Source organism: Aliifodinibius sp. S!AR15-10 (assembly GCF_031569985.1).
Classification (GTDB): Bacteria; Bacteroidota; Rhodothermia; order Balneolales; family Balneolaceae; genus JAMQKA01.
In genome coordinates this window covers 24,297-44,035 of the sequence record NZ_JAMQKA010000054.1, presented here as the reverse complement: position 1 = coordinate 44,035, position 19,739 = coordinate 24,297, and the positions used below count along the sequence as shown (strand labels likewise).

The 19,739-nt window shown below is 46.7% G+C and carries 17 protein-coding genes; 12 read left to right on the top strand and 5 right to left on the bottom strand.

Annotated elements, in window-relative coordinates:
* Positions 1-62 precede the first annotated feature (62 nt).
* Together NC796_RS22695 and NC796_RS22690 are read right to left on the bottom strand one after the other, a co-directional pair.
* A complete protein-coding gene (locus NC796_RS22695) occupies positions 63-416 on the bottom strand; it encodes a tRNA-binding protein (RefSeq protein WP_310688071.1) in 354 nt (117 codons plus the stop codon).
* A gap of 185 nt (positions 417-601) precedes the next feature.
* A complete protein-coding gene (locus tag NC796_RS22690; RefSeq protein ID WP_310688072.1) occupies positions 602-1,117 on the bottom strand; it encodes a DinB family protein in 516 nt (171 codons plus the stop codon).
* A gap of 368 nt (positions 1,118-1,485) precedes the next feature.
* On the opposite strand from NC796_RS22690, the gene NC796_RS22685 reads away from it, so the two are divergent.
* On the top strand, positions 1,486-2,652 hold the full coding sequence (locus NC796_RS22685) for a ScyD/ScyE family protein (RefSeq protein WP_310688069.1): 1,167 nt from the start codon (positions 1,486-1,488) through the stop codon (positions 2,650-2,652).
* Positions 2,653-2,712: 60 nt separating this feature from the next.
* Here the strand turns inward: NC796_RS22685 and NC796_RS22680 are convergent, their stop codons facing one another.
* The gene (locus tag NC796_RS22680) at positions 2,713-3,201 is read right to left on the bottom strand and encodes a hypothetical protein (RefSeq protein ID WP_310688067.1); all 489 of its coding nucleotides are present in this window, start codon (positions 3,199-3,201) and stop codon (positions 2,713-2,715) included.
* Positions 3,202-3,466: 265 nt separating this feature from the next.
* On the opposite strand from NC796_RS22680, the gene NC796_RS22675 reads away from it, so the two are divergent.
* Together NC796_RS22675 and NC796_RS22670 are read left to right on the top strand one after the other, a co-directional pair.
* Positions 3,467-4,408 carry an aminotransferase class IV gene (locus tag NC796_RS22675; protein ID WP_310688064.1) on the top strand — a complete coding sequence of 314 codons (942 nt, stop codon included), beginning with the start codon at positions 3,467-3,469 and terminating at the stop codon, positions 4,406-4,408.
* Complete coding sequence (locus NC796_RS22670) at positions 4,401-5,123, top strand: sulfotransferase family protein (protein ID WP_310688062.1); 723 nt, start codon at positions 4,401-4,403, stop codon at positions 5,121-5,123. Before NC796_RS22675 ends, NC796_RS22670 begins: the two co-directional genes overlap by 8 nt.
* A 144-nt stretch (positions 5,124-5,267) precedes the next feature.
* Here the strand turns inward: NC796_RS22670 and NC796_RS22665 are convergent, their stop codons facing one another.
* Positions 5,268-6,815 (bottom strand): hypothetical protein, encoded by a 1,548-nt coding sequence (locus NC796_RS22665; RefSeq protein WP_310688061.1) that lies wholly within the window; start codon positions 6,813-6,815, stop codon positions 5,268-5,270.
* Positions 6,816-7,069: 254 nt separating this feature from the next.
* Here NC796_RS22665 and NC796_RS22660 point away from each other — a divergent pair, with 254 nt between their 5' ends.
* The 7 genes from NC796_RS22660 (at position 7,070) to NC796_RS22630 (ending at position 14,181) form a co-directional block, all read left to right on the top strand.
* Positions 7,070-7,594 (top strand): outer membrane beta-barrel protein, encoded by a 525-nt coding sequence (locus NC796_RS22660; protein ID WP_310688059.1) that lies wholly within the window; start codon positions 7,070-7,072, stop codon positions 7,592-7,594.
* Positions 7,595-8,055: 461 nt separating this feature from the next.
* Positions 8,056-8,478, top strand: a complete 423-nt coding sequence (locus NC796_RS22655) for a VOC family protein (protein ID WP_310688057.1) — start codon at positions 8,056-8,058, stop codon at positions 8,476-8,478.
* 163 nt (positions 8,479-8,641) lie between these two features.
* Positions 8,642-9,529 carry a hypothetical protein gene (locus tag NC796_RS22650; RefSeq protein WP_310688055.1) on the top strand — a complete coding sequence of 296 codons (888 nt, stop codon included), beginning with the start codon at positions 8,642-8,644 and terminating at the stop codon, positions 9,527-9,529.
* 115 nt (positions 9,530-9,644) lie between these two features.
* A complete protein-coding gene (gene nirK, locus NC796_RS22645; RefSeq protein ID WP_310688054.1) occupies positions 9,645-11,096 on the top strand; it encodes a copper-containing nitrite reductase in 1,452 nt (483 codons plus the stop codon).
* Positions 11,097-11,115: 19 nt separating this feature from the next.
* Positions 11,116-11,904, top strand: a complete 789-nt coding sequence (locus NC796_RS22640) for a formylglycine-generating enzyme family protein (protein ID WP_310688052.1) — start codon at positions 11,116-11,118, stop codon at positions 11,902-11,904.
* Between the two features lie 353 nt (positions 11,905-12,257).
* Entirely contained in the window at positions 12,258-12,899 is a 642-nt protein-coding gene (locus NC796_RS22635) for an SCO family protein (protein ID WP_310688051.1), read from the top strand.
* Between the two features lie 571 nt (positions 12,900-13,470).
* Positions 13,471-14,181: a sulfotransferase family protein gene (locus tag NC796_RS22630; RefSeq protein ID WP_310688049.1), complete on the top strand. Its 711-nt coding sequence runs from the start codon at positions 13,471-13,473 to the stop codon at positions 14,179-14,181.
* Positions 14,182-14,237: 56 nt separating this feature from the next.
* Here NC796_RS22630 and NC796_RS22625 read toward each other — a convergent pair whose 3' ends face one another.
* Positions 14,238-15,209, bottom strand: coding sequence for an NAD(P)-dependent alcohol dehydrogenase (locus NC796_RS22625; protein WP_310688046.1), 972 nt, complete (start codon positions 15,207-15,209; stop codon positions 14,238-14,240).
* A 429-nt stretch (positions 15,210-15,638) separates the two neighbouring features.
* On the opposite strand from NC796_RS22625, the gene NC796_RS22620 reads away from it, so the two are divergent.
* Both NC796_RS22620 and NC796_RS22615 read left to right on the top strand, forming a co-directional pair.
* Positions 15,639-17,039 carry an FAD-binding oxidoreductase gene (locus NC796_RS22620; protein ID WP_310688044.1) on the top strand — a complete coding sequence of 467 codons (1,401 nt, stop codon included), beginning with the start codon at positions 15,639-15,641 and terminating at the stop codon, positions 17,037-17,039.
* 250 nt (positions 17,040-17,289) lie between these two features.
* Positions 17,290-19,737 carry an ATP-binding protein gene (locus NC796_RS22615; RefSeq protein WP_310688042.1) on the top strand — a complete coding sequence of 816 codons (2,448 nt, stop codon included), beginning with the start codon at positions 17,290-17,292 and terminating at the stop codon, positions 19,735-19,737.
* Positions 19,738-19,739 lie beyond the last annotated feature (2 nt).

The window sequence follows — 19,739 nt, the reverse complement described above, 5'->3', positions numbered from 1 at the left end:
GTAAGGAGTTGATCTTTGACTTGTTGAGAGAGGTCGGGAAAGGTGAGTTTATCCATGATGTTTTATTCGAAAAATACAAAAACCCAATCACATTTACCCCTTTTATTTAGTGGTAATGACACTAGCACTACGGCCCCGCCCTCCCGGTGAAATCCTGTGATTAAACACTCCGACATGATCGGCCCGATCTGCTTCGGTGGAAAGTTTACTACACCCACAACTTGTTTGCCTTCCAACTCCTCAGGTGTATAAAGGTCCGTTACCTGGGCACTCGACTTCTTTATCCCGATCTCTTCTCCAAAATCTACTTCCAGGATATACGCTGGCTCCCGGGCCTCGGGGAACTCCTCAGCCTTTACAATGGTGCCTACTCTCAGCTCAACTTTCTCAAAATCCTTCCACTCAATTTGCTCCATATTTACTTTATTTAAAGCAGTTGTTCTTCCAATTCAAGAGAAAAAAAGTGTTTTTCCCAATGAATTTCATGAGCAATTTCTGAAAGATATCTCAACCGCTAAAAACCGGCAAAGTCCCCCCCCGAGGCAGAAGTATTTCTGCGTTAGTAGTCAGGGGAATAACCACTCAATTTCACCAAGTAACGTTACCGGGCCTGCTGGCTCCAGGGTGGCGCTACGCCATTCATGCGGGCATAGGCAATAAGCTGTCCCAAATGTTCGGCGGCATGGTCTCCCAAAAGGAACATGACCTGTCGTTTCCTTACTTCATTACCAAACATGTCGATCTTGATATCGAACTCTTTTTCAGGCATATTGGTGACGGCTTCCTGAACAAAAGCGACCGATTTTTTTAGTGTTGAGATAACCTCTTCCTTGCTCATTTCCGTTTTCTCGAATGAGCGGGGATCAATCCCTTCTGGTATAGTCGCTCCCATCATGGAACTGAAAAAGTAATTGGCCCCGGCCATATGTAATACCGATTCCTGCACCGAACGGATACCTTCTGCAGGTCTCCAGCTGAACTTGTCTGCGGGAATGGCGTCCGCCAGCTGGGAAGCCTTGTCTGAGGTCATATTATAGATATTTAGAAAATCTTCAACTACGTTACTTTGCTGCTGGTTTTGGGCATTGACCGTTGAAACGGCAAAAAACAGTATCATCAAAAGTAATGCAGTTCCTCGCTCTGCTCTGAATATTCTTTTTAAATTTAAGATTTGCATGGCACCCTCCAGGTATATGTTTGAAAAGATTAGTTTTACCTTGCATACAATACAGATTAATAGGACAAAAAGACATAGGTAACTTTTCTGCTCCACCGCGAAACTATAGCATAACCCAGTGCTTTGCCCATACCTCAGCAATCTATTCGGGAACCCCAGGGCTGAAAACAAAATATTCCAGCCTGTTTGATATTCATTCGAAATGTCTTAAACTTTTAAAAATCAAAGAGTTACGGGCCAAAATATCATCTACGTGGTCGGTTTGTACCCCACACACATCAAACCGATAACTAAAATGAGAGGGATTTATGAAATATATAATTCATTATGATGATTGTGTTTCGGGAAATGGTTGGGTAATGGTCCCGGTTATATTAACCTGTCTTGCACTAGTGCTAACCTCCTGTACTGAAACCAGCACGGATGTCAAACAGGAGGACCAAATTGCTGTTGCAAACAGTTACACTCCCCTGACTACTTTCCAGGGAAACGCTGTTAAAAACAAGAATGATACCTTCCTTGATGGGGATGGATTTACCAGTCCGCTTTTTGGATTAGCCACGGCTCCAAATGGTGATATCTTAGTGGCGGATGCGGGGGCCGGTATTAGAACGTTGAGTGGATCAGGTATCGCCCTTCCCGGAGTTACAGATGTAGGCCCTGTCGGGCGAAATGCGATTTGGGCAAGCACCGGTGGTGCGCCGGAACCAACGATGGACTCTGGACAGGCGCTGTACCGTACTCACCAAGGCAAAACCCAGATGGTTGCAAACTTGTTTGCATTCGAAGAGGCCAATGACCCGGATGGTGCGGGCGTAGACTCTAACCCATTCGACGTGCAGTCGCTGGGCGGACAGTCTGCTCTTGTTGCTGATGCCGGGGGGAATGATCTGCTCCGTATCAACAACCAGGGGCATGTTGAGGTCGTTGCACTCTTCCCTGACGAGCTGGTTTCCACGGCCAATGTCAAAGAGCTTGTGGGCTGCCCCAATCCCAACCAGGCACAAATATGCGGACTTCCCGACCAGATACCCGCCCAGGCAGTGCCGACCAGCATAGCCGTCGGACCGGATGGTTACTACTATGTGGGAGAACTGAAAGGCTTTCCTGCACCGACCGGTGCATCTAATATTTGGAAGATATCACCGGATGCTACCGGGGCCGTATGTAGTTCTAGTCCTGACTGCGTGAAGGTGTTTGAAGGCGGATTCACCTCCATTATAGACCTGGCATTTGACGACGAAGGGAACCTGCTTGTTGCCGAGCTGGATGAACAGAGCTGGTTTGCCGTTGAGGTGCTCATGGGCGGTGCTGGTGGCACCATCAATGAATGTGATGTCGAAGCGGTATCATGCAGTGAAGTGGCTACCGGCATCCCGATACTGACGGCCATAACCGTTGGTAAAGATGGAAGCCTATGGGCTACTCAAAATGCACTTATCCCGGGTTCTGCAGACGTAATCCAGGTTCAGTAGTAAACTTGACAAATACACATTCACCGGGCCGATGCCAACTTATGGTGCCGGCCCGGTTTTTTATTTTAATACTTTAAACTCGTTGGAGTAACGATAACGGGCGGGCAGCTTTTCTCCCGGATCTCCATTTTCATTAATCAAGCGGAGGTCGAAAAGATAACGGTAGGTCCCCTCCTCCTGGGGCGCATTCGTCACTCCCACTCTGAACTTCACGGAATAACTCGTGCCAGCTTCAATATTTATTGGCGGTTGATAGACTGCCGTACAGCCATAGTCAGTAGCATTTTCCCAAACATGTCCTCGCTGTTTTTCAATTACCATATTGGGCAAAGGTCCGTCGAAAGCCGAGCAACCGGAGCTCAATAGGAATAAATCCTCCGGAGTATCATTCACAAAAGTAACTTTGACGGTGTCTTTTGGGGTATATTCTATTTGATCAGTGGTTATCTCAAGGTTCGCATCTCCTCCTACCCCTGAAAAGATGGTATCGGAACAGGAAGCCAATAGCAGTAAACTCAACACAGAAAATAGCAGGCGTTGCTTATCCATAGTAATTTGAACTCTTATCTTTTCGGTATCAGCATGTTTAGTGCCCTACAGTTAACGCAGAGCTTATAGATTATGCTCAGCAATAATTTTGAGTTTTTCTTCCGGTATTCATTACACACATTAAAACCAATGTAACTAGTTTGCTGGAACTACAGGATTACCAACTATGAAATTTCAATAATGTAGTGTTATAATTGTTCAGATCTATTCCGTATATAGCTGGGCAGCCTAAAAATCTTTCTGGATAAACAAATTGATTGGTTTAATGAGTAAAGAAGCAACACACGGGACGCATAACGCACTGGAAGATCCCCGTAATGAAGATGTACTTATTTATATAAACGGAGAACTAAAACCACGCGATGAGGCCAAGATATCAGTGTTCGACAGTGGTTACCTGGTGGGTGACGGCGTCTGGGAGGCCCTGCGCCTGCACGAGGGCGTGCTGGTATTCCTCGACGAGCATCTGGATCGGCTTTGGACCGGCGCGGCAACTATTGGACTTGATATCGGCATGAGCCGCAATGAGTTAACGGGGAATATATGGCAAACGATTGAAGCCAATGATATGCATGATCACGTTCACGTTCGGGTCATGGTTACCCGTGGCATAAAAAAGACACCGAGCCAGGATCCAAGGCTGACGATATCCGGGCCCAACATCGTCATCATTGCGGAGCATAAAAAAGCGGACCCCGAAAGCCGGGATCGCGGCGTTACCCTGTTTACCAGCACGATCCGCCGCGGCTCCCCCGATTACCTGGATCCCCGCCTCAACTGCCACAGCAAACTGCACGAAGTACAGGCCCTGATACAGGCCCACGAAGCGGGTGCCGATGAGGCGCTCATGCTTGATGTCAACGGCTTCGTTTCGACCTGTAATGCCACCAACTTCTTTATTGTCAAGGATGGAGAGGTCTGGACCTCCACCGGGCAATATTGCATGAACGGCATTACGCGGGGCAAAATCATTGAGGTAGGCAAAGAAGCGGGTATCCCCTGTTTCCAGAAGAACTTCTCCCTGTTCGATGTTTATGGTGCCGATGAAGCCTTTGTTACCGGTAGCTTTGGGGGCTTGACGCCCGTAACAAAAGTAGACGGCCGTACGATTACCGAGTCTGTACCGGGTCCGATGGTGAAAAAACTGCAAGGGCTTTACCGAGACGCAATCCACAAAGCGGTAGCAGAGGGGAAGGCGGATGGATAAGACGAAACGAATCTGCTTGTGGAGTGGGCCGCGCAATATCTCCACAGCCCTGATGTACTCTTTTGCCCAACGTAAGGACACTACGGTAGTTGATGAACCTTTGTATGCCCACTACCTCACCTCCACAGATGCGGATGAGTATCATCCCGGAGCCGAAGATGTCATTGCCGATCAGCACAACGATGGGGAACGTGTGGTAAGGGAGGTGATTCTCGGGGATTATGAGACGCCGGTGGTCTTTTTCAAGCATATGACTCATCACTTGGTGGACCTGGACTGGAGCTTCATGAAAGATACGATTAATCTAATTCTGACCAGGGATCCCCGCGACATGTTGCCCTCCTATGCAAAACAGGTCAATCAACCTGCCATGCGGGATGTGGGCTATGCAAAGCACTTGGAACTTTTGGAGTATTTGCAAAGTATCGGGCAACAGCCGATGGTTATAGACTCCAAACAGGTGTTGATGGATCCAAAGGGCAAACTAACAGAGATCTGCCACGGCCTCGGCATACCCTTTGATGAGGCGATGCTTTCGTGGGAAGCCGGCGCCCGTCCCGAAGACGGCGTATGGGCCGATCACTGGTATCACAACGTCCACCGCTCAACAGGGTTTAAGCCCTATACTCCCAAAACCGAACCGTTCCCGGAGCATCTGAAAGAATTGCTAAAAGAGTGTCAGCCTATTTATCATAGGCTCATTGGTAAGAGCTAAAGCTTTCAACGCTCTATTAACGCACTGCCCAGGTTCCTATGTCGAACTGACGTTAAATACGTTATTCTCAAAGGGTTGATATTATGCGATCTCAACATATATCATGTGAAAGGAAATTATCAGATCAGGCAAAGTCAACCGATCCTACCCCTCCAGTATCGCTATTCTCACATCCGAAATTAGCTGCAAATTGTAGGTATGGTTGGGTCCCTGTACTTCTTCGGTAAAGCGTTCAAAATGATCCAGTGTCTCCTGCCAGTGGGCAACCCGCTCCTCAGCCTCCTCTGATCCTGAGGGGATGCCTTTATTGGCTATATAGTCCTGCACAAACAGCGCCATCATGCGGTAACTGTTCAGCGTCATCAGCCTGTAGATCTCCCTGGCGTTTTCATTACCCGGTTGGTGGCGGTGTGCCCGGTTACTGAAATTCTCGTAGTTGGCATTTATCGGCTTCTCTTCCTGATGTATCTCGGTATCAAAATTTTCCACGATCAGCTTGCGTGTGATAGCAAACGCGTTGTGGATGGGATAGCCGTCATCGATATGCATATGCAGGGTAAAATAGCGGGCTTGCGTGGTGGCAGAACTGCCGCCCGAGTGTTGCAGCCCCTGGTCGAACAGCCAGCCCGCGTAGAACCACGGCACCCGGATGTCGTCCATCTGCTCTTTAATGCTGCCCGAGGGTTTGGAGCGCAGCAACACGTCGGGCGGCATCTCAAAGTCTTCCTCGTCATCGGGCCCGTTTCGAAGTCCGTGGGCGGTCAGGCCGATATCCCAGATAGGATTATCAATGTCGTCGCTGCGGGTGGGAAACCACGCCAGGCTCGGGCGATCCGGGAACTCTTCCTGCCCCATCAGTTCTTTTCGAAATATATGCTGGGCCATAAGAACAGAGCGGTACTTCCGGTGAAAGAAATGCTCACTTCGTCCGTCAAAAATAGACTGGGTGTACCGGTGCACATTGCTGTACATCTCCCAAAAGTTCTCATCGGTGGGGTTATCAAGATAGGCGTCCTGCAAGGCATACCACTCCCCGGCCCGTCCCTCCCTGGGGATACGCGGCAGATCAGGCAGCCAGTCGGCCATGGTTGCGTGTTCGGTTCCGTGGTGCGGATCTTCCGACCAGCGGTTAAAAGGGATCCCGATCTTAAGCCTCCGTGGATTTACCTGGAGCCAGGCGTCACGGTGCTGCTTTGCATCTTCAAGTGAAAGTACCGTATCGGTGGTGGCAGCAAACTCCATATCTCTTAGCTGACGGCCAAAGGCATGGTCCCGTTCAGCAGCGGTGTTTCCCGGGAGGACCTCTCCACCGGGCTGCAGTGGACGGAACTCCATTGGATCCTTGGGTTGTATGCCGTATTTGATCCGCTGGGCTTCCACCAGCTTCTTTATTTTTTTAAAATCATTTGCTGAAAGTTGCGAAGAAAACTGGCTGACATGTGGCTCTGCTCTTCGCTTAAGGGTGTTGCTGCTGAAATCAAAATAGGCCAGGTCGAGTGCATCGGGGGCGTGGCAGTTGGCACAGGCGGCCCCTTCCTGGATGGCTCCCGGTTTCCGCCAGGCTTCCAGTCCCTCATCAATAATTCGATCCAGCTCTTGATCGGATGCATCGGGTGAAATGGGGGAATCGGAGCATGCGGAAAGAAACGTCAACAAACAAAAAAATATAATGGTGAGCACAGAGATCCTCATGGTAAGCCTCGAAAAATTTGCAAGTGATTTTATTTCATATATCCCGAAATGGTGGTTTTTCTTCTATTTATCCACCAAAGAATCCTTCTAAACTAATATTGTGATTAAATGTTCCTTTATTATCAGAAGGGTCCTATATTCGACTCCTTATTTTAATATTGGTCAACTTGACCCATTATTGAGATAAAATCCGCATAACAAAGTAGATGCTATAATTCATCAACCTATAAACTTTAAAATCGAATACAGATCAAATGAAACTTATTTCAAGAGCTATACTTTTATCTTTTTTAGTTTTTTCGGCGTCAACAGCTTACGCCCAATCTGATGATATTAAAATCGGAGGCGGTATCATCTTGGGGACCGGGGTTTCTGGAATTGACCAGGTAGACAACAACTTTGGCCTTAAAGTGGACGGTATTTACACTATTAACGAAGAGTTCAGGGCTGGGGCTGATTTCGGATTCTACTTTCCGCATGAAGAGAGTGGTTTTAAGCAAACCGTGTGGGAACTGAATTTTAATGGTAATTATATCTTTCACAACCAGGATGCGCTCTTGCTGTATGGCCTGGGAGGAATCAATATTACCAATATCTCCTTTGATCAATCGAACAACCAGGGATTTAACGTATCTGGAAGTGATTCCGAGTTTGGATTAAATATTGGCGGTGGACTTGAGTACGGGCTCGACTTTGGCGACCTGTTTGCCGAGTTGAAGTATGTACTTAGTGACGCGGATCAGCTTGTGCTCGGGACAGGTGTCCGGTTTGATATCTGATGCTTCCTTTGATTAACAATATTGAAAAGGGTGTCTTTTAGGCACCCTTTTTTTATTTGGTCTGCGCTTGGATGGGCCACTCAATAAAGTGTTTAAGTGTTTAGATGTTGAAAGGTTTAAAATGTTGATCCAAGGTTAAAGGTCCTTCCCAATGGCCTCCATAATGGGATACTTCATTTCTTCTTTTTGCCAGATCCAAATTCAAAATTCATAACTACGTTAATTCGTGTACCGCTTATGGACAAGGTTGTTATATGGCTTTGCAGTTATACTCCCTGGTCATTGTTATTGTCAGAATTGCCCTGTGATAATGTCGTATTTCCACCGTGCGAGTGACATATCCAGTCAATATACTACAGATGTCAGGTTTTGTTATGAAGCAAGGATAACGTCAATTGCATTGGCGTTATGCCAATATTGGCAACAAGCTGAAACAAATATTCAGATCAAAAAAGAAGAAAATGGATACCAAAAAAATTTGGGCTAATTTAGCTGTTAACGATGTGGAAAAGACGTGGGAATTTTACCTCAGATTAGGTTTTAAGCCAAATTGTCCACCTTCTACAAAAGAACTAGCAAGTTTTGTGATAGGTGATGACAATTTTGTAATCCATTTTTTTGAAAAAGATCGATTTGAGTCCAGTGTCGAAGGGGAAATAGCAGACTTGAGTGAAGGAAATGAAGTGATGTTTACACTTTCAGCTGAAAGCAAGGATGAAGTCGACAAGTGGGTAGAAGAAGTGAAAAAAGCGGGTGGAGCAATTTTATTCAACCCACAAAAGGACAATAAGGATTTATATGATGAAAACGGGTATTATGTATGTGTATTTTCCGACCCAGATGGACATAAATTTAATGTGTTCTTTAATTCAAATAAGAAGTAGGAATCTTGTAATAGCGGAAACCGTGTATTAAGTGGACAGCCCTAGCCTATTCTTGCCCACCTCCCATTTATTAGTTACCCTTTCATTTTATAATTAATTTTAAATATTCCAGCGCCTGATCCTTAAGCGTAAGATCGTCATGCAAACTAATCCTTAAAAAATCATGTCTGATTTTTCAACTCCCTGGATAGATAAAAAAAGAGGCTATCTGTCAGATTGGCTAACTCAACTTTGGGTGAAATCTTCGCGGTACAACATCGATCCTCAAAAAGAAACTTGGCTTGACGGTCCAATTGGCGAACCCAAGATAATTGGGGAATCATATTTTGAAGAATTTGCTAATAAGAACAACCTGATCATTGAAACAGGTTCAGAAGAAGGCTTAGTAGATGACTTTTCACACCTAAATAGTACTCAGTTTAGTTCCGAAAAAGTTCACCCAAGGATCATTGAATTCTATGAAAGTACAAGCAGATTTGAACTTGATATTTGGTCAGAATGGTCAACTCCTGCCAAACCCTTCGGCTGGTTGCTTTCGACATTGTTCAGTAGGCGCATACAGCAACTGAATCTGCCTGTTTCTGCACTTGACTCATCGCGGGGAATTACATCTGAGATAATTGCTCTAAAAAAAGAATCAAATAAGGCTATCCAATATGTTGGATGGCTACGGAAAGTTGTTAAAACAGGAAACGTAATTTATGCAGGTGCTTATACTTCTTGCACTCCACCAAATTTAGGATATGAGTGCGTCAAAGTAGTTTTCCCTCTTCCAAATGGAAACGCAACAGTGGTTCTCTGGCCAGAAAATATGGAGGATGGATCGCTTAAATTGCATTCTTCAGGAAACGAGTTTGGAGATGGTGGATTCTACCTTCTTGTTTATTCTTCAAGTGAAAAAGCTTACGTAAAGTATGTGAAAGCTATCAAGGAAACCATTCATGTTTATCTCGACGAGAATAATGAATTACGGACAGATCATATATTTAAATTTTTGGGTGCCACTTTTCTTCAACTTCACTATCGAATAAGAGAAAAGAGATTTGCGTAACAACGGCTGAAGCTAATACTCTCATCAAACAAACCACTTCTCCGGAGAAACCCCTTTTCAAAAAGTTATCTATCATTTAACTTGGGTTGTCATCGTTAATTTAATGGGATGAGAGATGAGGTTACCAAGAGATGTGTTTGGGAAAACGCTGGTCGCAATAATGGTAATGGTTACACTGAACAGTTGCGCAGGTGACCAAGAGTTTAACCCGGAAGAGGCCGAAATTGTCGGTGAGGAGGAAGCCGTGCTGACACTTCCGCCGGAGGTCCCCCCGCCTATTGAACGGGATCATGCCACAAAGCTTACGGTAAACCTGGAGGTCGTGGAGCAGGAGATGCGCCTTTCGGATGGCGTACAATACACCATGTGGACGTTCGGGGGCTCGGTGCCCGGCAAGTTTATACGGGTTCGCGAGGGTGACATGGTGGAGTTCCACCTGCAAAATCATCCCGACAACAAGCTGCCCCACAATATCGACCTCCATGCGGTCAACGGTCCGGGTGGAGGAGCTGAATCAACCTTTACAGCCCCCGGACGTGAAACAGTCTTTACCTTCCGGGCGCTGAATCCAGGCCTGTATGTGTATCACTGTGCCACGGCCCCGGTGGGAATGCATATCGCCAACGGCATGTATGGACTTATCCTGGTGGAACCCCACGATGGCCTCCCCGAAGTGGATAAAGAGTATTACGTGATGCAGAGCGAGTTTTATACCGAGGGCGATTACGGGGAGCGCGGCGTTCAGCCGTTCGATATGGAAAAGGCGATTGATGAAAACCCGGAGTATGTGGTGTTCAACGGTTCGGTCGGATCAATGATGAGTGACAATGCCATCACCGCTGAGCGGGGCGACAAGGTACGCCTGTTTGTTGGCAACGGTGGTCCCAACCTCACCTCCTCTTTCCATGTGATCGGGGAGATATTTGACAAGGTACATTACGAAGGCGGCGACCGCGTGCAGGAAAATGTACAGACTACTTCGGTGCCGGCCGGCGGGGCCGCAATGGTTGAATTCACGACCGAAGCCCCGGGCAACTACATCCTGGTGGATCACGCGATATTCCGTGCGTTCAATAAAGGTGCATTGGCCACCCTTGCCGTTTCCGGGGAAGAAAACGGCAACGTCTATACCGGCCAGCAGCTCGACCGCGTGTATCAACCGGAGGGTGGTGCCATCCAGGAGCTTCCCGAAGAACAGCGTACGATACCTACTGCGAGTACGCTTGAGGAACGCATAGAATTTGGCCGGGAGACCTACATGTCGGTATGCCAGGCGTGTCACATGGCCGACGGCTCGGGTATCGAGGGCGCTTTCCCTCCTGTTGCTGAATCCGATTACCTGCAGGGAAATCCTGAACGAGGCATCAGTGCCGTGGTTCATGGCCTCTCTGGACAAATTACGGTGAATGGGGAAACCTATAACGGCGTTATGCCCCGGCAAAACCTGACCAATGAAGAGGTGGCCAACGTCATAACGTTTGTGATGAATGAATTTGATAATGGCGGCGGTGAAGTTACGCCTCAACAAGTGCAGCAAGTCAGGGAGCAAGGCTCAGAGACTCGTTGAAAATAACCACTACCTCCTTATGAAGTATGTAACTCATCTGGCACCGGCACTACTGTTGTTCCTGTTTTGTGGTCCCGTCCTGGCCCAAACGGACGGTATGGTTCGTATTGAACAAGGCACCTATATGCCGTTCTATAGCTCTTCCAAAGACAGCGTAACGGTTGAAACGTTCTACCTTGACAAGCATCCCGTGACCAATGGCGAATTCCTGGGGTTTGTGGAAGCCAATCCCAAATGGCGGCGCTCCAATATTAAATCGGTATTTGCGGATAAAGGATACCTCAAACACTGGGCCGACGACCTTGATCTTGGTCCAAACAGCGATAAGATCAGGGACAGTCCGGTGACGAATATCTCTTGGTTCGCCGCCAGGGCCTACGCCAAATGGAGGGGCAAGCGCCTCCCCACACTGGATGAATGGGAGTATGTGGCCTCGGCAAGCAAACGAAAGCCGCTGGCCAGCCGCGACAAGGAGTTTGTCCAGCAGATTCTCGACTGGTATAGTCGCCCCAACCCCGACACTCTGCCCGCCGTTGGACAAAATACTCCCAACTATCACGGTATTTATGATATGCACGGGTTAATATGGGAGTGGGTGCAGGATTTCAATACGGTGTTTATAAGCGGGGAATCACGCAGCGACCAGGGAGAGCTCAAACAGTTCTATTGTGCGGCTGGCAGCTCCGCTGCTTCGGACGTGGATAAAGAGAACTACGCGGCCTTTTTGCGCTATGCATTCCGAGGTAGCCTGGAGGCCGATTTCTCTGTAAGCAACCTGGGCTTCAGGTGTGCCCATGATATTGAATAAGGCTTGAAGGGTCTAAGGTCAGAAAGTCTAAGGTCGGAAAGTGTAAGGTTGAAAGTTGTTGAGTCGTTGAATTGTTGATTGGATTCTTCCTTACATTGCTTTGTACCGTTCGCTCTGCGGCGGTATCTCAGATTGACGCTCTGCGTCCAATACCTCCATATCAATGGGTTTAGCGATTGGAGAGAGGAGTTGAGTCTGACAACTTGCAGTTTGTTGGAGCACGATGGTAGTTCTTTAGTCCGCCTGCCGGCGGATTTGTTCACACAAAAAGGAACACTTCTATCAGGAAGAAAAGCTGTGATTTTTTGAACTCACATGTATTATGTCATTAAACATGATAACAGTCCTACATTATGAAGAAAGCACCACGCTCAATATTTCTTCTTGCCATCAGTATCACCCTCATCGCATGTTCAAGTGAGGGGCAAAAGCAAGCAAAGACGAATGAAACAGAGAGCCACGATCATTCGGCCCACGCCAATATGGATATGGGGTCTAGTGAACCCACGGATGAATCAATCTATAACGTCAGCAGTGTCTGGAAAAACAGACATGGAAAAGAGCTTGAGCTTAGCAGCCTGCGTGGGAAAGTGCAGATAGTTGCGATGGTCTATACACATTGTGAGTATGCCTGCCCCCGTATCCTGGCCGATATGAAGCGGATCCGGGATCAACTTTCTGGAGATGCCTTGGCGAATGCCAACTTTGTTATCATTTCCATAGACCCCGAGCGGGATACTCCCGAACGTCTTAATACGTTTGCAACGGAAAATGATCTTAACGAGGAGACCTGGACACTTTTAAATGGCGATCAGGGTGATGTCTTGGAGATTGCTGCCCTACTTGGCGTGAAATACAAACGGATTAGTCCTACTGATTTTACCCATTCAAACATGATTACTGTCCTGAATAAAGAAGGGGAAGTCATACACCAAAGAGAGAAGCTTGCTGACCAACAAACGGAGACGGTGGAAGTTATTGAGTCTTTGATTTAACGGAGATTGTTCGTTTTTGTATGAACAAAAACGAACCCCAAAAATAACCGGTACTACTCCGCACAAGGTTTACATACCGAAGCTTTATACGAAGGCATGCTTCGTAGCACAGGCAACAGATCATTCTCCCGGCTATCCGAAGCTCCGTATCTAATTACATAGAAATCTTGGACACGGAGCGTCAGCTAGGGTATCACTGCAGAGCGACGATACCAAACAATAAACATCTTGGGAAAACCCTTGATCTCGAACCTGTTCTACAAATCAGAGTGGGTCAGCCAAAGGTCGATAATCTTTACGTCTTCATTTCCATTAAATTTACGTTAGAGCGGAGAGGAGAATTAAAAATCAAATCTTCGACTTTTTGACCTTAGACCCTTTATTAACAATTCAACACTTCAACAACTCAATGTTTCAACATCAGCCCCCACGGGAAAAATCAGGGAACAATTTTTAGCTTTCATATCTACACACTATAACTAAGAATAAAGAATAGATTGAAGAAGGTTGAGGTAAAAAATCGAAAAAAAATGATGAGAATTTACTATGCATCGCCTAGCCTAGAATCAAAATGAAAGAAAGAATACTTTCCTGGGTACCGCCTCCGATTCTCTATCAATTATCTCATTGGAAAAATAAAGTTTATTTTGATCAACTTCGAAACTCAAAAGATAAACATAGCCTCTCAGGCTACGATGAATTGAAGTGCATATTTGTGCACGTTCCTAAAACTGCTGGTTTGGCAGTTAGTAGAGCACTTTTTGGCAATCTTGGAGGTAGTCATAAAACGGTTATTGAGTATAAAAGGATTTTTGGCTTATATGATTTTTATTCGTACTACTCTTTTAGCTTTGTAAGGAACCCATTTACACGGCTTGTTTCGGCCTACACTTTTTTAAAAAATGGTGGAATCAATAAAAAGGATCGAAAATGGGCACGAGAAAATATAGCTTCTTATAAATCATTTGAAAGTTTTGTATTGAATTGGCTGAATGCTGAAAATATATGGAGTTATATTCATCTCTTACCTCAACATCATTTCTTATGTGAAAATGACGAACCGCAAGTTAATTTTATTGGTCGGTTTGAAAATCTGCAACAGGACTTTCAAAAAATTTGTAAAGAGCTTAACGTAGATCCAATTCTAACTCAATATAACAAGACTAAAAGAAGTCAAAAATGTGAAGAATATTATACGCCTGAGATTTGGGAAAAAGTAGTAAAATTATATAAAAAGGATTTCGACATTTTTGGTTACGACTCAAATAAAATAGAAGGTTAGGTCATATCTTGATTAATAGTCAACACTTCAACCTTCGACTTTAGAACCTTTGACCTTTATGCCACCGTTATCACCACATTACCTTTTTTGTGCCCGTTATCGACATACCTGTGGGCCTCCACCATCTTTTCAAACGGATAGCTGCGGTCTATCACCGGTTTGAACTCACCAGCCTCCGCCAGCTCTGCAAGGTAGTGCAAATCTTCCGGTCGCTCCTCCGCCGGACCAGCAATGATCTTCCTGCCGCTTGTCATTGATACCCAGGGAACTCGAAGCATGTCTCCGAACCCACCCAATACCAAGAGGAGTCGGCCTCCCTCCTTCAACGACGTTTTACTCTTGGAGTATGGAGCCGTACCAGCGGTATCCATAATGACGTCGTAAGTCTTATCGTTTTGGATGAAATCTTCTTTGTTATAGTCGATTACATGCTTGGCTCCCAACGATTTAACCAGCTCTGTATTTGCCGAACTACATACACCTGTTACTTCAGCTCCAAAATGCTTGGCAAGCTGAACAGCCGCTGTGCCTACGCCCCCAGAGGCGCCATTAATCAGCACTGTCTCTCCACTCTTGAGTTCTGCTTTACGAAAGAAATGCAGTGCCGTTGTACCTCCAAATGAGAGCGCCGCCGCTTCTTCATAGCTGGGGTTTTGGGGTTTATGTTCCACGGCCCCATCTTCCGCAATACATTTGTATTGGGCATAACTACCCATAGAGGCACCACTATATGCGAACACTTTGTCACCGGGATTGAATTTGGCAACCTTTTCACCCACAGCTTCGACCTCCCCGGCAAGCTCGGTCCCAAGGATCGGCTGCCGTGGTCCCCGTATCCCAAACATTACCCTGCCGAGTGGTCCAAATCCTGGGGGCAGGTCCAGGCTCCGCGCCCGCCAGTCGCCGGATGTTACGGTAGTGGCATGTACTTTTACCAGGATCTCAAGGTCACCGGGAACAGGCTTCTCCAGCTCCTTGACCTTCAGAACATCCGGCGGACCGTACTGTGTATATACAATTGCTTTCATGACAACCTCATTTTGCATTTAGATTAACATTCTGATTTTATCCATTTGGCCAACTAAAAAGCAACCAGATAAATACCTGTCAGCTGGCTTTATAGCCCCCGGTGGGTGGAGGTATTCCTATAGCAACGCAAGGTGAATGACTTAAAGGATTACTCGATATCAATGATATCAGCGGTGACAGTTCAAAAGACTGGATTGTTATTTCAAGAGCAGGGTTTGCCTTAGTCGCCATTCCGATTCAGAAACCTTCTGAATATAACTCTTTCTCCAAATAATAACTCTATTTAGAAACAGCACTACCATGCCATTCTTAACAAAAATAAATCCTGTAACACATTGTTTTAATTGAATTATGTTGTAGATTCATTTATTGATTCTCTCCGGCTGTTGCTGCTGTTTCCTATCCAACCTTAAAATATTGGGATTACCATGTTACAAGTAGAAAAAAGTCAGATCGATACACTAAAGCGTAATATCAAGGGCCGGATCATATTGCCAGAGGATCCGGAATATGACAAGGCACGTGCTATATGGAACGGTATGATAGACCGGAAACCTGCCATCATCGTACAGTGCGAATCAGCGGAGGACGTACCTCATGTTATCCATTTTGCGAAGGAAAAAGGGCTTGAGCTGTCAGCACGGGGTGGTGGGCACCACATTGCGGGAAACTCGATCGCTGAAAACGGGCTTACCATCGACTTCTCCCGGATGCGCAACATACAGGTAGATGCAGCCAGGAAAAGAGCAGTTGTCGAGCCCGGTGCTACACTGGGCGCCTTTGACAAGGCGACCCAGGCCCATGGTCTTGCTACTCCCACCGGCATTAACTCCACTACCGGTATTGCGGGCCTTACCCTGGGAGGCGGTTTTGGGTGGCTAACCCGCCAGTATGGGCTAACTATCGACAACCTGGTTTCAGCCGATATTGTGACTGCCAATGGGGACCAGCTCACGGTTAGCAAGAGCAAAAACCCTGATCTTTTCTGGGCTATACGTGGTGGAGGAGGCAATTTTGGCGTGGTGACCCGGTTTGAATACAAGCTTTACGATGTCGGTCCTGAAATCTTTGCAGGGCTGATTGTATTTCCTTTTGAACAGGCCCGGAAAGTGCTCAACCAGTACCGCGAGTTTACGAAGTCTGCTCCGCTGGAGCTCAATGCCTGGGTTGTCATTCGTTATGCCCCACCCCTGCCCTTCCTGCCTGAGGAGGTTCACCATAAAATGGTTGTGGTACTCCCTGTTTTCTACAACGGCGATGTAAGCAAGGGAGAAAATTTGGTCAAGTATCTCCGTAAATTTGGCAACCCGGTGGGTGAGCATGTGGGGCCGCAGCCCTATGTGCAGTGGCAGCAGGCATTTGATCCCCTTCTGACACCCGGATCGCGCAATTACTGGAAATCACACAACTTTACTGAAATCAACGATGGACTTATCGATTCCATAATCAGGTACTCCGGTACAATGCCAACACTGCAAACTGAAATATTCCTGGGCATGCTGTCGGGGGTAGCCAACCAGGTCCCTGTTGAGGCCACCGCCTACGCTGCCCGCGACGCCAGGTTTGTGGTCAACGTGCACGGGCGCTGGGAAGAACCGATTGAAGATCAGAAATGTGTGGGCTGGGCGCGGGACTTCTTCGTGGCCACCCGCGATTACGCATCCGGGGGCGCCTACATTAATTTCATGACCGCTGATGAGAGTGACCGGGTGTCGGAGGCGTATGGTTCCAATTATCGCCGGCTGGTGGACCTGAAAACCCAGTATGACCCCGACAATATCTTCCACATGAATCAAAACATAAAACCGAGGTCATTAACACAGAAATAATCTCACATTATAACCACTTGGTGGCCCTAAGATCTGCACAAACAGGAAGTATAAATACTTTACGATTTCAAGTAGGGCCACCGGGTGGTATGATAATGTGTGGGGATACCTTTCGTAAACCCGTCCTAACTATCATACCCTGCCTAAAGGTACGCGAAAATACCCAATAAACTAGTTCCAAGTGAATGGTGGAACCTTAATCTAAGTTCATGATATACATGAGTTCAGGAGGATAAAAAAATCATTTATTGTGAGACAACTTGATAAGACATCATTACGTCAAGCTTGCGAAACCGATCAATTTGATTTTAAAACTACTGAAGAGGTTTCCAACCTGACCACCGTATTGGGCCAGGAGCGGCTTACCTCGTCGATGGAATTTGGTATGGAGATCGACAAGGAGGGCTACAACATCTTCGCCCTTGGTCCCAACCAGACCGACAAGCGCAGCCATATCCAGCAACTGCTTAACGAAAAGTCGAAAAACGGTGCTACGCCGGATGACATCTGCTATATCAACAACTTTGATGATCGGTACAAGCCGAAGCTGCTGACATTGCCAGCCGGTCGAGGGACCGAGCTAAAGAAGCAGATGGTAAAATTAATAGATGAGCTGCCCCCTACCCTTAAGTCGGCTTTTGAAACAGAAGAATATCAAAACAGGCAACAGGCCCTGCAGGATGAGGTTCAGCAACAACAGGATCAGACATTTGAGGAACTACAGAATAAAGCCCGGGAAAAAGGACTTTCACTGATGCGTACGCCGGCGGGCTTTTCATTTGCCCCTATTGATGACGACGGGGAACTGATGAATGAAGAAGATATAAGGAGTCTTCCCGAAGAAAAAAGAGAAGAACTGCAGGAGACAACCAGGGAGCTGCAACAAGAACTGCAGGATATCATCAGAAAAATGCCCGCCAATAAACGGAAAATGCGGGAAAAGAAGAAAGAGTTGGACAAGGAGATTGCCACTTTTGCAGTTAAAGACCTGTTTAATGAGGTCCGTGAACAATTTGAGGACCTGGAGAAAGTGCAGTCGTTCCTGGATGATGTTGAAATCGATGTCATTGAAAACGTACATGGTATCTTGGGCAGCCAGGGGCAACAGGGACAAAACAAGCTTGCCCAGATGATGGGCGGCGGTGGTCAACAGCAGATGCAGCAAAGCCCCCTCTCTTCATCGACCAGCCCGGTGCTTGACCGCTATCGTGTGAACCTCTTGGTTGACAACAGCGAGACTGAAGGCGCGCCCGTCATCTATGAAGACAATCCCAGCTATAAAAACCTGGTGGGCCGCGTTGAGTACCAGTCGAAGATGGGGGCGTTGACGACAAATTTTAACATGATAAAGCCCGGGGCTCTGCACAAAGCCAACGGTGGATATCTTATACTTAATGTGCGCGAGGTTCTGCTTGAACCTTTTGCATGGGAAGGGCTTAAACGAGCATTGAAGTCCGGGGAGCTGAAGATTGAATCTCTGGGTGAATCCTACAGCATGATCAGCACTGTTTCCCTGGAGCCCGCCCCCATCGACATCGATGTAAAAGTAATCCTTTTCGGACAGCGGATGCTGTACTATCTTCTCTGCCAGTTTGATCCGGAGTTTCAAAAACTGTTTAAAGTCGAAGCTGATTTTGAGGATGAAATAGAGCGCAACGAAGAAGGGCATAAACAATACGTTCGCTTTCTGGCCGGTCTTATCAAGGAAAACGATCTTCGCCATTTTGATAAACAAGCTGTAGCCAAAATAATTGAACAAAGCTCCCGGATGGTCGGCGACAACGAAAAACTTTCCACCAAGACGGAAGAGGTCAAGGACCTGCTTATAGAATCAGATTACTGGGCGGGTAAAAACGGGCATGAGGTAGTGAAATTTGAGGATGTCGAAAAAGCCATTGAGCAGAAGATTTATCGATCTGCCCGGCTGCGTGACAAGGTTCAAGAATCCATCAATCGCGACTACATCTATATCGATACCGAGGGGGAAAGTGTGGGACAGGTCAACGGCCTTTCGGTTGTGACCATCGGCAACCTGATGTTTGGACGTCCCAACCGGATTACAGCGCGGGTGGAACTGGGCAAAGGCGAAATCATCAATATTGAGCGGGAAGTTGATATGAGTGGTCCCATCCACTCCAAGGGTGTGCTCATTCTGAAAGGCTACCTGGGCGAACGCTACGCCACTGAACAACCGTTATCGATGTCTGCAAGTTTGGTTTTCGAACAATCCTACTCAAATATTGACGGTGATAGTGCCTCAGCGGCCGAACTCTGCGCCCTGCTCTCAGCTATCGGTAAGATCCCGATCAAACAAAGCTTTGGCATCACAGGTTCGGTCAACCAACATGGCAAAATTCAGCCTATAGGTGGAGTAAATGAAAAGATTGAAGGCTTTTTCGATATCTGTCAACAGCGTGGTCTTACGGGCGACCAGGGTGTACTTATTCCTGAAACCAACGAGAAAAACCTGATGCTCCGGAATGATATTCTAGGGGCCGTTGAAGAGAATAATTTCCATATCTATTCGATTTCAACCATTGAAGAAGCTATGGAGCTGCTGACAGGCCTCGAGATGGGTAAAGCTGATGAACAGGATAACTATCCCGAGGGAACTATCAACCACCAGATCAGGCAACAGCTGGATCAGCTTGCCGATAACAGGAAAGCATTTGTATCTACAGGAAATGATCGTACATAATT